11 protein-coding genes are annotated in these 13276 nt (G+C 63.1%); 7 read left to right on the top strand and 4 right to left on the bottom strand.

Features of this window, described 5'->3' with window-relative positions; genetic code table 11:
- Positions 1–2 precede the first annotated feature (2 nt).
- A complete protein-coding gene (locus JVX91_RS13110; RefSeq protein WP_205339622.1) occupies positions 3–737 on the bottom strand; it encodes an ABC transporter permease subunit in 735 nt (244 codons plus the stop codon).
- Entirely contained in the window at positions 734–1657 is a 924-nt protein-coding gene (locus JVX91_RS13105) for an ABC transporter ATP-binding protein (RefSeq protein WP_205340002.1), read from the bottom strand. The genes JVX91_RS13110 and JVX91_RS13105 overlap by 4 nt, the downstream gene beginning before the upstream one ends.
- A 283-nt stretch (positions 1658–1940) precedes the next feature.
- On the opposite strand from JVX91_RS13105, the gene JVX91_RS13100 reads away from it, so the two are divergent.
- The 7 genes from JVX91_RS13100 (at position 1941) to JVX91_RS13070 (ending at position 8988) form a co-directional block, all read left to right on the top strand.
- The gene (locus JVX91_RS13100) at positions 1941–2207 is read left to right on the top strand and encodes a hypothetical protein (RefSeq protein WP_205339621.1); all 267 of its coding nucleotides are present in this window, start codon (positions 1941–1943) and stop codon (positions 2205–2207) included.
- The gene (locus tag JVX91_RS13095) at positions 2204–3283 is read left to right on the top strand and encodes a hypothetical protein (protein ID WP_205339620.1); all 1080 of its coding nucleotides are present in this window, start codon (positions 2204–2206) and stop codon (positions 3281–3283) included. Before JVX91_RS13100 ends, JVX91_RS13095 begins: the two co-directional genes overlap by 4 nt.
- 136 nt (positions 3284–3419) lie before the next feature.
- Entirely contained in the window at positions 3420–5930 is a 2511-nt protein-coding gene (plsB, locus tag JVX91_RS13090; RefSeq protein WP_205339619.1) for a glycerol-3-phosphate 1-O-acyltransferase PlsB, read from the top strand.
- A gap of 93 nt (positions 5931–6023) precedes the next feature.
- Positions 6024–6470 carry a low molecular weight protein-tyrosine-phosphatase gene (locus JVX91_RS13085; RefSeq protein WP_205339618.1) on the top strand — a complete coding sequence of 149 codons (447 nt, stop codon included), beginning with the start codon at positions 6024–6026 and terminating at the stop codon, positions 6468–6470.
- Between the two features lie 137 nt (positions 6471–6607).
- Positions 6608–7660 carry a glycosyltransferase family 4 protein gene (locus JVX91_RS13080; protein ID WP_205339617.1) on the top strand — a complete coding sequence of 351 codons (1053 nt, stop codon included), beginning with the start codon at positions 6608–6610 and terminating at the stop codon, positions 7658–7660.
- 142 nt (positions 7661–7802) lie between these two features.
- Positions 7803–8201 (top strand): YbaY family lipoprotein, encoded by a 399-nt coding sequence (locus JVX91_RS13075; protein WP_205339616.1) that lies wholly within the window; start codon positions 7803–7805, stop codon positions 8199–8201.
- 109 nt (positions 8202–8310) lie between these two features.
- On the top strand, positions 8311–8988 hold the full coding sequence (locus JVX91_RS13070) for a DUF4197 domain-containing protein (protein WP_205339615.1): 678 nt from the start codon (positions 8311–8313) through the stop codon (positions 8986–8988).
- 91 nt (positions 8989–9079) lie between these two features.
- Here JVX91_RS13070 and JVX91_RS13065 read toward each other — a convergent pair whose 3' ends face one another.
- Together JVX91_RS13065 and JVX91_RS13060 are read right to left on the bottom strand one after the other, a co-directional pair.
- The gene (locus JVX91_RS13065) at positions 9080–12148 is read right to left on the bottom strand and encodes an efflux RND transporter permease subunit (protein ID WP_205339614.1); all 3069 of its coding nucleotides are present in this window, start codon (positions 12146–12148) and stop codon (positions 9080–9082) included.
- Between the two features lie 6 nt (positions 12149–12154).
- Positions 12155–13258 carry an efflux RND transporter periplasmic adaptor subunit gene (locus JVX91_RS13060; RefSeq protein WP_205339613.1) on the bottom strand — a complete coding sequence of 368 codons (1104 nt, stop codon included), beginning with the start codon at positions 13256–13258 and terminating at the stop codon, positions 12155–12157.
- Positions 13259–13276: the final 18 nt, after the last annotated feature.

Genomic DNA, 13276 nt, shown 5'->3' with positions numbered 1-13276 from the left:
ACTCACTCGGCTTTCTTGAGATCAATGACGACGACAGTTGCGACCAGCCACGCGGCAATCAGACTGACGAAATACGACAGGTCACGAAGGTCGATGACGCCCTTGCTGACAGCATCGAAGCGCATCAGGAAGCTCATCGAGGCGATTGCATCGAGCAGTCTTTGCGGAGCCCAGAAGCGGAATACATCCAGCACCATGGGCAATCCAGCCGCGATGAAGACGAAGCAGGTGACGATAGCCAGGATGAAGGCGATCACCTGGTTCTTGGAGAGCGCAGACATGCAGGAGCCAATGGCGAGATAAGTGCCTGCCAGCAGCCAGCTCCCCAGATAACCGGTGAAGATCGCGCCGTTGTCGGGCCTTCCCAGGTAGTTGACCGTGATGACCATGGGGAAAGTCAGCAGCAATGCGATGCCCGCGAATACCCACGCGGCCAGGAACTTGCCAGCCACCGCCTGCAGGCGCGTAACCGGCAGGGTCATCAGCAATTCGATGGTTCCGGACTTGCGCTCCTCTGACCAAAGGCGCATGGCAACTGCGGGAATCAGGAACAGATACAACCAGGGGTGAAAGCTGAAGAAGGCGTTGAGATCGGCTTGGTTCCGCTCGTAGAAGTTGCCCAGGTAAAACGTGAATACGCCTGATAGCACGAGGAATATCACGATGAATACATAGGCCAGGGGCGTAGCGAAATAGCTCATCAACTCCCGTTTGAAGATGATCGACAACTGCATCATGCAGCTCTCCCCCGCGTCAGGCTGCGGAATACCTCGTCCAGACGCCCCCGCTCCACGGTCAGTTGCTGCACGGCCCAGCCGCGGTCGTGAACGAGGCCACTGACCTGGGGGAAAATGACGTGCCCCGGTTTCGCCAGGACCGTCAGGCCATTCTCGGCATCGCTCCTCTCCACGCTTGCAACCCCCGGCAAGGCGGCCAATGCGACGGCATCGAGAGCACACTCGGCGATCATCGACACTGCCTGGTGGTACCGGGACCGGCGCTCCAGGCGCTCAGGTGACTCGTCCGCCACCAATCGGCCATTGGCGATCACCACCGCTCGCGAACAGAGAGCGCTCACTTCCTCGAGGATATGGGTGGAAACGACGGTGATCCGGCCGCCGGCCAATTCCTTGATCAGTTCGCGAACCTGATGCTTCTGGTTCGGGTCGAGGCCATCCGTGGGCTCGTCGAGGATCAAGACCTGCGGATCATGCAGAATTGCCTGGGCGACACCGACCCGGCGCTTGAATCCCTTGGACAGGGTATCGATCGTCTGCCGGCGGACGGCTTCCAGCTCAAGTTGCTCCACCACCCGCCCCACGCGCTCGCGGGCCTGCTTTCCACGGAACCCGCGTATACCGGCGATGAAATCCAGATACGCAGTGACACTCATGTCGCCATAGCTGGGGGCGCCTTCGGGCAAGTAGCCGATCAGCTTTTGTGCGCGCCGGGTCTGCGCAAGGATGTCATAGCCATGGATGCTCGCGGTGCCGGAGGTTGGCGCCAGGAACCCCGTCAGCATTCGCATGGTGGTGGACTTTCCCGCACCGTTGGGTCCGAGGAAGCCAAGCACTTCGCCTTGGCGGATGCTGAACGACAGATCGTCGACAACCGTGTGGTGCCCGAAGCGCTTCGTGAGTTCTTTAATAACGATCATCATCTCTTACCATTACCGCGCGGACCCGCTGCTCGGGGACGGGTTCCCGCTTGATCCGGCGCGATCAACGGCCGCCGCCGGAAAAATGTGGCAGCGCGAACACCCACTGCAATACGCCCCTACGTTGAAAGTCGCTGAATGCTACAGCGATCTCCGCGGCCCGAGACGAGTCCCGGAAATCTCCGACGAACTCTTCAGCACCGTCGCATCCCCTGTCCTTTCCCCCGCCAATTAGAGTGACAACTCCTTCGCGCGACTCTGCGCTTCATGCAAGGCATTTCACATGAGTACACCGACCATCCGCGTTGAGACCCTCGAACATCAGATCGTCGACGCCACTGTCCTCTGCGGATTTGCAGTTCCACGAATTCATCAGAATTTCGTGGTGTATAGCCTCGACGAAGAATCCGCCCTCGGTTACTCCCGCGTTTACATCGCCGCCCTGCGCAAGCACGGCGAGGAGTACCACCTGGAAACCGCTTCCTCGAACGAGGATTGGCAAGTCGCCGCACAAACGTTCAAGCAGATCGTCAGGAATGCAACGGTATGAGCGATACCGACAAGACATCCGACTATCACCTGCTGGACCTCGCATCCGTGGAGATTCCCACCGGGGTGATGGCGGAACACCGAACGGCAAGCATCAACAACAAGCTGATGGAAAGAATCATCGCCGTACGAAGCGATAGCGATTACGGCCCTATCCTCGACTCGTCCCACTCCGCTATCGAGTACACGCGCGCAGAGCTCGAAGACATCGCGAATGCCCTGGCGGACATGGATCAGCCAGTGGAGCAGCCGACAACAGTCGCTCTCGAGCAGTCTTCCCTACCCGAGCCGACAGAGATATCGGACGAAACTGAATCGGTCGACGATGCATGTGCCAACAGCCAGGCGTCCGAACCCACTCCCGAATCGCCAGCCCCGCAGATGCCCCCCGAGACCATGTCCACTCTATCCCTACACACCCCAGTCACCAGCGCCGAGATATCAACTGCGATGACATCTGCAAGCCCAGACACAGAGCGACTGCAGGTGCAGGGGGAAATCAGCACGGACACGGAGCACATGCTCTACGACGTCCAGGCGACGCTCGAGAACCTGGCCGGAATGGCTAGAGGCCTGGCTCAGCAAAAACTGGAAACCGAGAAGCATCGCGACAACCTCGACTCTCGCCATCACAGCCTCCAGGAGAAGGAACGTCACCTCCAGGAAAGAGACGAGCATCTGCGCCAACAGCAGAATCAACTGCAACGCGAGCGCGCCAGCATGGAGCAGTTGGCAGAGAACAATGCCCGCGTCCTGGCGGAGCGCAGCACTGCACTGCAGAAGCTGGCCGAAAGCATCGAAGCCCGTGATAAAGCCAGCGCGAAGCGCGCTGAAGCACTTGAGCAGGATCAGCAGCGGCAGCAGGAATTGGCTGATCAGCTACGCCAGAGACTGGCAGAGGTGGAAAAACGTGAGGTTGCCTTGCAGCGTCGCGATACCGAGCTGAATGAGAAATTCAAGCAACTGCTAGGAGCCAAGGAACGCTTCGGCGCTATCGTCCGCAGCTTCAACGAGACGATGGTGTTCAATGATGGACTCCACGCCATCTCCAAAACGGCCTTCGGCGACGAGAACTGATTACACGTTCAACGCAGTTACCTGCAAAAAGTGGACGGCACAGGTCGTCCACTACACTTTTGCCAATCCGGCTATTACGGCAAACTAGCGCCGCTCGGTTATCGCCGGGTCCGTATCAACTGCCAGTAGAAGCCGTATGCCTCGCTATCCGTTCCGTCGCTTTGGTTTTGGTGCATTGCGCCGCTTGCTGTACCTCTGGGTGCGCTCGGAAACCATCAACCAATCGGCCTTCAGTCTGAAGATCGATCGCAGCAAACCGGTTCTCTATGTCCTGCAGCAACCGTCGGTCAGTGACCTGGCTGTGGTGGATACCGAATGTCGCAAGGCCGGGCTGCCGCGACCAGTGATGCCAGTGGCCGTGGGCGAATCCATCGAGCCGGCGGCTTTCTTCTATCTGACTCCGGAACCGGATTGGCTTGGCCGCCAGGACAAGCGTGGTGCCCCGCCGGCGCTGGTGCGCATGCTGGGCGCGATTGGCCAGAACGGCATCGACGACGCGCAGATCATCCCGGTCAGCGTGTTCTGGGGCCAGTCACCCGACAGCGAGAAGAGTGCCTGGAAACTGCTGTTCGCGGACAACTGGGCCGTCACCGGCCGCCTTCGCAAGCTGGCGCGCATCCTGATTCTCGGCCGCAAGACCCGAGTGCAGTTTTCCGCCCCCATCCACCTGCGCGAGCTGGTGGAACAGAACAAAGGGCACGAGCGCACCCTGCGCATGGTTCAACGCATCCTCCGCGTGCACTTCCGTAACCAGAAGACCGCCGTGATCGGCCCGGATCTCTCCCACCGCCGTACGCTGGTCAAAGGCCTGCTGCGCGCCCCGCTGGTGCGCCAGGCGATCCAGGAAGAGTGCGAGACCCAGAAGATTTCCCAGGAAAAGGCCGAAATCATCGCCTTGCGGTACGCGAATGAGATCGCCGCCGACGTCTCCTACCCGGTGATCCGTTTCCTGGAAGTGACCCTGACCTGGTTCTGGAACAAGCTCTACGAGGGCGTGAAGGTCAACCACATCGAGCGCGTGCAGGAAGTCGCCCAGGGCCACGAGATCGTCTATGTACCCTGCCACCGCAGCCACATCGACTACCTGCTGCTGTCCTACCTGCTGTTCCGCAACGGCCTGACACCGCCGCACATCGCCGCCGGCATAAACCTGAACATGCCGGTGGTCGGCTCGATTCTCCGGCGCGGCGGCGCCTTCTTCATGCGCCGCAGCTTCAAGGGCAATCAGTTGTACACCGCGGTATTCAACGAGTACCTGCATACCCTGTTCAGCCGTGGTTTCTCCACCGAATACTTCGTCGAGGGGGGCCGCTCGCGTACCGGGCGTATGCTGCATCCGCGCACTGGCATGCTGGCCATCACCCTGCGCAGCTTCCTGCGCGACTCCCGCCGTCCCATCGTCTTCGTTCCGGTCTATATCGGCTACGAACGCGTACTGGAGGGCCGCACCTACCTGGGGGAACTGCGCGGTGCGGTGAAGAAGAAGGAATCGATCTTCGATATCTTCAAGGTCATTGGTGCGCTGAAGCAGCGCTTCGGCCAGGTCTGGGTGAACTTCGGCGAGCCGATCCACCTCGACCGGTTCCTCGACCAGCAGCAGCCGGACTGGCGCCAGCAGGAGCTGGGCCCGGAATATCGCCCGGCCTGGCTATCGGACACCACCAACCACCTGGCCCGCGATGTAGCGCGTCACCTCAACGATGCCGCCGCGATCAACCCGGTGAACCTGGTCGCCCTGGCGCTGCTCTCCACCACCCGCCTGGCGCTGGACGAAACCGCCCTGGCGCGGGTGATCGACCTGTACCTCGACCTGCTGCGCAAGGTGCCCTACTCGCCGAGCGCCACGCTGCCCGAAGGCGACGGCCAGCAACTGATCGAGTACGTTAAGAGCATGAATCTGCTCAGCGAGCAGAAGGACGCGCTGGGCCGCATCTGCTACCTCGACGAGCAGAACGCGGTGCTGATGACCTACTACCGCAACAACGTCCTGCACATCTTCGCCCTGCCGGCGCTGATCGCCTGCTTCTTCCAGAACAGCGGCCGGATCAGCCGCGAGCAGTTGCTGCGCTACACCCGCGCCCTGTATCCCTACCTGCAGGCCGAGCTGTTCATCCGCTGGAGCCTGGACGAGCTGGACGCCGTAGTCGATCAGTGGCTGCAGGCCATGGTCGCGAGCGAACTGCTCAAGCAAGAGAACGACACCTTCATCCGCCCGGCCCCCAGCTCGCGCCAGTATGTGTTGCTGACCCTGCTGGCCCGCGCGATCGCCCAGACCCTGCAGCGCTTCTACATGGCCATCTCGCTGGTGCTCAACGCCGGGCAGAAGCAGCTCACCGCCGAAGAGCTGGAAAACCTCTGCACCGTCATGGCCCAGCGCCTGTCGATCCTCCATGGGCTGAACGCCCCGGAGTTCTTCGACAAGAGCCTGTTCCGCCACTTCATTCAGACGCTGCTGGACGAAGGCGTGCTGCGCAAGGATGAGCACGGCAAGCTGAGCCACCACGGGCTCCTGGGCGAACTGGCTGAGGGTGCAGCGAAGCGCGTGCTGCCGGCGGAGATTCGACTGTCCATCCGACAGGTTGCCCTGGAGCGTCCCAGCCAGGAAGAAAGCGCCCCCGCCGAACAGCCGCCAGCTGGCCAGAACTGAGGCCGGCCGGCCCCGAGCCGCCTGCTTGACGCCCCTGCACCGCGACCGATAGATTTCTGACGATCACCCTCGGTCGCGGTCAGGGACGCTCCCGTGCTCAACAGGATTCTGATCGTTTGCGTCGGCAATATCTGTCGTAGCCCCATCGCTGAACATCTGTTACGCGAATCGCTGCATGGCACCGACATCGCCGTCGGTTCCGCCGGGCTTGGCGCATTGCGCGGCCATTCGACAGACAGCGCTGCCCTGGCCATTCTGCACCGCCACGGACATCGCCCTCAGCCTCACCACGCCCGCCAACTCACGGTAGAACTGCTACACGAGGCCAACCTCGTGCTGGTGATGGAGCAATCCCAGATCCAGAGCGTGATCCGCCTTGCACCGGAAGCACGCGGCAAGACCTTTCTGCTGGGCAAGTGGCAAGCCGACCAGGAGATCCCCGACCCCTATCGTAAAGGCCCGGAAGCCTTCGAGCTTGCCTATGAACTGATCGCTGCGTCGGTAGCAGCCTGGGCCGCACGGATACGAAATCGTCGGTAAATTGACACCAAAACCAAAAGCGTCAAATCTCCTTACACTCACCCTGTGAAAACGGCTACGCTCTAGCCAGCAAGACCATATCCAGCTGTTTGGTCGCCTCGTTACGCCACGTAATTTTCCAGGGGCCTGCACCGTTTATGAAAATCCTGCACATCACCGAGTCCTTCGGCGGCGGCGTGACCTCGGCCATCAACTCCTACATCCTCAATTCCCAGCAGCACGAGCACTACCTGCTGGCGTCGGTGCGCAAGGGCGATACGACGGGCGAAGAGGGACAAGGCCTGTTCAAGCACCGGGAACTGGTGCCGCGCCGCCTCTCCAGCCTGGCACGGGTACGTCCCTACATCGAGCGCATAGGACCTGATGTCATCCATCTGCACAGCACCTATGCCGGGGCGCTGATTCGCGCCTTGCCGTTCATACCCGCCGAGAAGATCGTCTACACCCCGCACGGCTTTGCCTTCCTGCGCGGAGACCATCCGTTGATGCTCAAGGCCTACCGCTGGGTAGAGAGCGTCCTGGCAAAACGCACCGCGGTGATCGCAGGCTGCGGACTGGATGAACAACGCATCGCCGCTGAGCTGATCAGGCCCGAGCAAACTCTGGGACTGGTGAACATCTGCGATGAGCTACCCGCGGTTGCTGCCATTCGCAGCCTCACGGGCAAACCGGTGATCGGCATGGTCGGACGGATCAGCCGGCAGAAGGGGCACGCATACTTTCAGTCCGTTGCCAACGCCTGCGCCGACGTCGCCCACTTCAAGTGGATCGGAGGCGGCGACCCACAGGTCATGGCGGAAATGGAACGCGCCGGCATCGAGGTCACGGGATGGCGCCCGCGCGCAGAGGTGATCGCGCACATGCGGGGCCTGGACCTGTACTTCCATACCGCCGCCTGGGATGGCTTTCCCATCTCCGTCCTGGAAGCAGCGAAGCTGGGACTTCCAGTCGTCCTGCGACGTATCGGCCCCTTCACCGCCGAGGGCCTCGCAACGGTGTCCGATCCGCACAGCGCCCGCCAGGAAATCATTGCCTTCGCCAACGGCGAGTCCGCGTCCTGCGCCCGCGCGCGCCGAAACAGCGAGTCCATCCAGGCTCTCCATCGCGGCGAACAATTGCGCGCCGCCCTCGACGACCTGTACACCCGCTTCGCCCCACAAGAGGTGACGAGCAGGCTGGCCGTCGGCTGACGGAACTCCGGCGCCTGCGATTCGGCCGCGACGACGCCTTTTTACACCCGCAAACCCGCAGAGACTTCGCCCAGATCATGGTGCGGAAACCAAAGTCATCCACAATGGTCTGACGCCTTTCGTGTCCAAGGAGAGTCTCACCATGAAAGCCCTGCCCCTGCTGTTGATGACCGGCCTGCTCGCCGCCTGTGGCACCACTGCCTCCGGCGACAAGGCGTCGCTGGACGGCGAAGTCTTCTACCTGCAACGCATCGCGCTGCCGCCGAGCGCACAGGTCACCGTCAGCCTGCAGGACGTATCCCTGGCGGATGCTCCGGCCGTGGACCTGGCCCAGCAGCAACTGCAATCCGGGCGCCAGGTTCCGCTGGCGTTCCACCTCGACTATGACCACAACCAGGTCAAGCCCGGCCACAGCTACGCGGTCAGCGCGCGTATCGAGGACAATGGCCGCCTGCTGTTCATCACCACCGAACGCCACAGCGTGAAGCTCGACGGTAGCGATCCCCAGCCGCTACGCGTACGCGTCGATCCCGTGCGCTGATTCACCACGCCGCCGGGTTTTCCCCGGCGACCTCCCCCGTTAATCTCCCTCCTCCATTCTCCGCCTCGGCAGCCAGACCGGCTGCCGGGTTTCGTTCAAGGAAGTCTTGATGCTGCGATTCCCCGTTCTGCTGGCCGGCGCCCTGCTGTCGGTCAATGCCTTTGCCCTGTCCCTTTCCGATCTCAGCCAGAGCGATGCCTCCGGCGGCCTGAAGGACGCGCTGACCCAGGGGGCGCAGGTTGCCGTGAAACAGCTCAGCCAGCCCGGTGGCTTCAGCAATGACCCGGCGGTACGCATCGAGCTGCCCGGCAAGCTGGGCAAGGCCGCCAAGACCATGAAGCAGTTCGGCATGGGCGCCCAGGTCGACCAGTTGGAAGCCAGCATGAACAAGGCCGCCGAGGCTGCCATGCCGCAAGCCCAGGCGCTGCTGGTGGACGCGGTGAAGAAAATGACCATGACCGACGCCAAGGGCATCCTGCAGGGTGGCGACCACTCCGCCACCGACTACCTCAACCGCAGCAGCCGCGACCAGTTGCGCGCCAAGTTCCTGCCGATCATCAAGCAGGCCACCGACCAGGTCGGCGTCGCCAAGCAGTACAACGCCTTCGCCAGCCAGGCCGCCGCCTTCGGCGTGGTCGACGCGAAAAGCGCGAACATCGAGAACTACGTGACCGAAGAAGCGCTGGACGGCCTGTTCAAGATCATCGCCCAGCAGGAAAAGACCATTCGCGAGAATCCGACCGCCGCCGCCAGCGGCCTGGCGAAGAAGGTGTTCGGGGTGCTCTGATCGCGGCCAACCGTCAGGAGCACGCGCAAGCGCACCTTCGAAGCCCATGAAAAAGCCCGGCCAGTGCCGGGCTTTTTCATGCCTGCGTCTCTCAGACTTCCTTCTTCACCCTGAACCACGCCGCGTACAGCGCCGGCAGGAACAGCAGGGTCAGCGCCGTGGCGACGATCAGGCCACCCATGATCGCCACCGCCATCGGCCCGAAGAACACGCTGCGCGACAGCGGGATCATCGCCAGCACCGCCGCCAGGGCGGTCAGTACGATGGGACGGAAGCGTCGCACCGTGGCTTCGATGATCGCGTGCCAGGTGTCCAGGCCGTGGGCACGATCCTGCTCGATCTGGTCCACCAGGATCACCGAGTTGCGCATGATCATCCCGGCCAGCGCGATGGTGCCGAGCATCGCCACGAAGCCGAAGGGTTTCTGGAAGATCAGCAGGAACAGCGTCACGCCGATCAGCCCCAGCGGCGCGGTGAGAAACACCATGATCATCCGCGAGAAACTGCGCAGCTGGAGCATCAGCAGGGTCAGCACCACCACGATGAACAACGGTACGCCGGCGTTCACCGAGTTCTGGCCCTTGGCCGAATCCTCCACGGTGCCACCGACATCCAGCAGGTAGCCGTCGGGCAGCTCGGCACGGATTGGGTCCAGCGTCGGCGAGATCTGCTTCACCAGGGTTGCCGGTAGCGAGCCGTCGTAGATGTCCGCGCGCACCGTCACGGTGGGGAGGCGGTTGCGCCGCCAGATGATGCCTTCCTCGAAGCCGTACTCCAGCGTCGCCACCTGCGACAACGCCACGCTGCGGCCACTGCTGGTCTGCATCGACAGGCTGGGCAGTTGCGACAGGTCATGCCGGCCTCGCTCGTCGCCGCGCAGGAGGATCTCGATCAGCTCGTTGTCCTCGCGGTAGTAGCTGACGGTGGAGCCAGTCAGCGAGCTCTGCAGGAATTGGGAGATGTCCGCGGTGCTGACGCCCAGGGCGCGAGCGCGCTCCTGGTCGATGTCGAGGAAGATCGCCTTGCTCGGCTCCTCCCAGTCCAGGTGCACGTTCACCACATGGGGGTTCTCGCGCATCTTGTCGGCGACCTTGCGCGCCAGCTCGCGGACTTCCGGGATGTGCTCGCCGGAAACACGGAACTGCACCGGATAGCCCACTGGCGGGCCGTTTTCCAGGCGGCTGATACGCGTGCGCAGGGTCGGGAAGTCCTCGTTCATGTGCTTGATCAGCCACTGGCGGATTTCCTCGCGCGACTCCAGGCTCTTGGCCAGGACCACGAACTGCGCGAAGCTCGCCGCCGGCAGTTGCTGGTCCAGCGGCAGGTAGAAGCGCGGCGAACCGGTGCCGACGTAGGCCACGTAGTTCTCGATGCCCGGATGCTCGGCGAGCATCTTCTCCAGGCGATTGACCTGCTCGGTGGTGGCGGTCAGCGAGTCGCCCTCGGCCAATTTCAGGTCCACCAGCAGTTCCAGGCGCGCCGACGGCGGGAAGAACTGCTGTGGCACCAGGCGGAACAGCATGATCGAGCCGATGAACGCCAGCACGGTCAGCAGGATCACCGTCTTGCGGTAGCGCACGCACCACTCCACCACGCGGCGGAAGCGCTGGTAGAACGGCGTCGAGTAAGGGTCATGGCCCTGGTCGGTGCCACCATGTTTTTCCGCGTAGCGCTTGGCCAGGTCCGGCAGCAGCTTCTCGCCCAGATACGGTACGAACACCACGGCGGCGATCCACGACACCAGCAGCGCGATGGTCACCACCTGGAACAGCGAGCGGGTGTATTCGCCGGTACCCGACTGCGCGGTGGCGATCGGCAGGAAGCCGGCCGCGGTCACCAGGGTGCCGGTGAGCATCGGGAAGGCGGTGCTGGTCCAGGCATAGCTCGCCGCCTTGAGCCGGTCGTAGCCCTGCTCCATCTTCACCGCCATCATCTCCACGGCGATGATCGCGTCGTCCACCAGCAAGCCCAGCGCCAGCACCAGCGCGCCGAGGGAAATCTTGTGCAGGCCGATGCCGAAGTAGTACATGCAGGCGAAGGTCATCGCCAGCACCAGCGGGATCGACAGCGCCACCACCAGGCCGGTGCGCAGGCCGAGGGAGAAGAAGCTCACCAGCAAGACGATTACCAGGGCTTCGGCCAGCACGCGGACGAACTCGCCCACGCCCTCGCGTACCGCCGCCGGCTGGTCGGACACCTTGCGCAGCTCCATGCCGGTCGGCAGGGTCTGCTGCAGCCGTTCGAACTCGCTGTCCAGGGCCTTGCCCAGGACAAGGATATCGCCGCCGTCCTTCATCGCCACGGCGATGCCGATGGCGTCCTCGCCCATGAAGCGCATGCGCGGCGCGGGCGGGTCGTTGAAGCCACGGTGCACCTCGGCCACATCGCCAATGCGGAAGGTGCGGTCGCCGACGCGGATCGGGAAGGCACGGATGTCCTCCACCGAGTCGAAGCGCCCGGAGACGCGCAGTTGCACGCGATCGGTCGAGGTCTCGAAGAAGCCGGTGGCAGTCACCGCGTTCTGTTCTTCCAGCGCCTTCTGTACCGCCGCCAACGGCAGGCCGAGGGTGGCGAGCTTGGTGTTGGACAGGTCGATCCAGATCTTCTCGTCCTGCAGGCCGACCAGCTCGACCTTGCCGACGTCCTTGATGCGCTGCAGTTGCAGCTGCAGGCGGTCGGCGTAGTCCTTGAGCACCGCGTAGTCGAAGCCCTTGCCCGACAGCGCGTAGATGTTGCCGAAGGTGGTACCGAATTCGTCGTTGAAGAAGGGCCCCTGGATGCCCTGCGGCAGGGTGTAGCGGATGTCGTTGACCTTCTTGCGGATCTGGTACCAGAGCTCGGGAATGTCGCGGGAATGGAAGTCCTCGCGGGCGACGAAGGTCACCTGGGATTCACCGGGGCGGGAGAAGGAGATGATGCGGTCGAAGTCACCGGTCTCCATCAGTTTCTTCTCGATGCGCTCGGTGACCTGGCGCGAGACTTCCTCGGCGGTCGCGCCCGGCCAGTTGGTCTTCACCACCATGGCCTTGAAGGTGAATGGCGGGTCTTCACTCTGCCCCAGCTTGGAGTAGGACAGCGCGCCGACGATGCCCAGCAGCAGCATGAGGTAGAGGACGATGGAGCGGTTCTGCAGCGCCCAGGCGGAAAGGTTGAATTGCATCGGGCGTTACTCCTTCGCCACCAGCTTGATCGAACGGTTTTCCCGATCGACCGGCCGTACCTCCTGACCTTCACGCAGTACCTGCACACCTGCGGCCACCACCCAGTCGCTATCCTTCAGGCCTTCCAGCACCGGCACGCGGTCCTCGGCATAGGGGCCGACACGCACCGGGCGGCGATGCAAGGTGGACGTATTGGGATCGACGACCCAGACGAACGGCTGGCCACCCTCGGCGGTCAGCGCAGCCAGCGGCACCGCCAACGGCACCGCGCCCTCGGCGTGGATATAGACGCGAGCGCTCTGGCCCAGCTCGGCGGGCACCTTGGCATCGTCGAACGCCACCCGCGCGGCGAAGGTGCGCGATTGCGGGTCGGCGGCCGGCGACAGTTCGCGAATCTTGCCGCTGAAGCGCTTGTCGCGCTGCGACCAGAGTTCGACGCTTACCGCTTCACCGACGCGGAAGCGCTCGAAAGCATGCTCGGGGAAGCTGATCAGGACCTCGCGATCACCGTCGGCGGCCAGGGTGAAGACAGTCTGCCCGGCGGCGACCACCTGCCCCACTTCCACCCGGCGGGTGGCGATCACGCCATCCTGGGGCGAACGCAGTACGGCGTAGCCGGCCTGGTTGCTGGCCACGTCGTACTCGGCGCGAATCTGCTTTACCCGCGCTTCGCCAGCGCGATAGGTGTTCTCGATGTTGTCGAACTGCGACTGGCTGACCAACTGGCGTTCGAGCAGGGTCTTGTAGCGGGTGTATTCGGAGCGGACCGTCTGCAGGTTGGCCTCGGCGGCGGCTACCTGGGCGCGCGTGGCTTCCAGTTGCAGGCGTACGTCTTCGGGATCGAGTTCCGCCAGGGGTTGGTCCTTCTTCACCCGCTCGCCGGTTTCCACCAGGCGCTTGCTGACCTTGCCGCCGATGCGGAAGGCCAGTTCCGGCTCGTGCCGGGCGTGGACTTCGCCGGGATAGGCTTCGGTTACGTCCTTGGCCGGCAACGGCTGCACCACGATGGCCGGACGCACGGCGGGCTTGGGAGGCTCGCCGTTACCGCAGGCAGAAAGGGACAGAATGAAGGCAGCAGGCAGCGCGACAGACAGAGCATGGCGGAACATGATGTGTGACCCTTTCGC

Source organism: Pseudomonas sp. PDNC002 (assembly GCF_016919445.1).
In the GTDB taxonomy this organism is placed as follows: domain Bacteria; phylum Pseudomonadota; class Gammaproteobacteria; order Pseudomonadales; family Pseudomonadaceae; genus Pseudomonas.
Note: the sequence above shows the minus strand (reverse complement) of the source record. Positions and strands in the feature narration are given on the sequence as shown.

Bases quoted from the DNA above. Each gene is read 5' to 3' on its own strand.
- plsB (WP_205339619.1), top strand. From the start codon at position 3,420: ATGCCTCGCTATCCGTTCCGTCGCTTTGGTTTTGGTGCATTGCGCCGC.
- JVX91_RS13080 (WP_205339617.1), top strand. From the start codon at position 6,608: ATGAAAATCCTGCACATCACCGAGTCCTTCGGCGGCGGCGTGACCTCG.
- JVX91_RS13060 (WP_205339613.1), bottom strand. From the start codon at position 13,258: ATGTTCCGCCATGCTCTGTCTGTCGCGCTGCCTGCTGCCTTCATTCTG.
- JVX91_RS13105 (WP_205340002.1), bottom strand. From the start codon at position 1,657: ATGATCGTTATTAAAGAACTCACGAAGCGCTTCGGGCACCACACGGTT.
- JVX91_RS13070 (WP_205339615.1), top strand. From the start codon at position 8,311: ATGCTGCGATTCCCCGTTCTGCTGGCCGGCGCCCTGCTGTCGGTCAAT.
- JVX91_RS13075 (WP_205339616.1), top strand. From the start codon at position 7,803: ATGAAAGCCCTGCCCCTGCTGTTGATGACCGGCCTGCTCGCCGCCTGT.
- JVX91_RS13100 (WP_205339621.1), top strand. From the start codon at position 1,941: ATGAGTACACCGACCATCCGCGTTGAGACCCTCGAACATCAGATCGTC.
- JVX91_RS13110 (WP_205339622.1), bottom strand. From the start codon at position 737: ATGATGCAGTTGTCGATCATCTTCAAACGGGAGTTGATGAGCTATTTC.
- JVX91_RS13065 (WP_205339614.1), bottom strand. From the start codon at position 12,148: ATGCAATTCAACCTTTCCGCCTGGGCGCTGCAGAACCGCTCCATCGTC.
- JVX91_RS13095 (WP_205339620.1), top strand. From the start codon at position 2,204: ATGAGCGATACCGACAAGACATCCGACTATCACCTGCTGGACCTCGCA.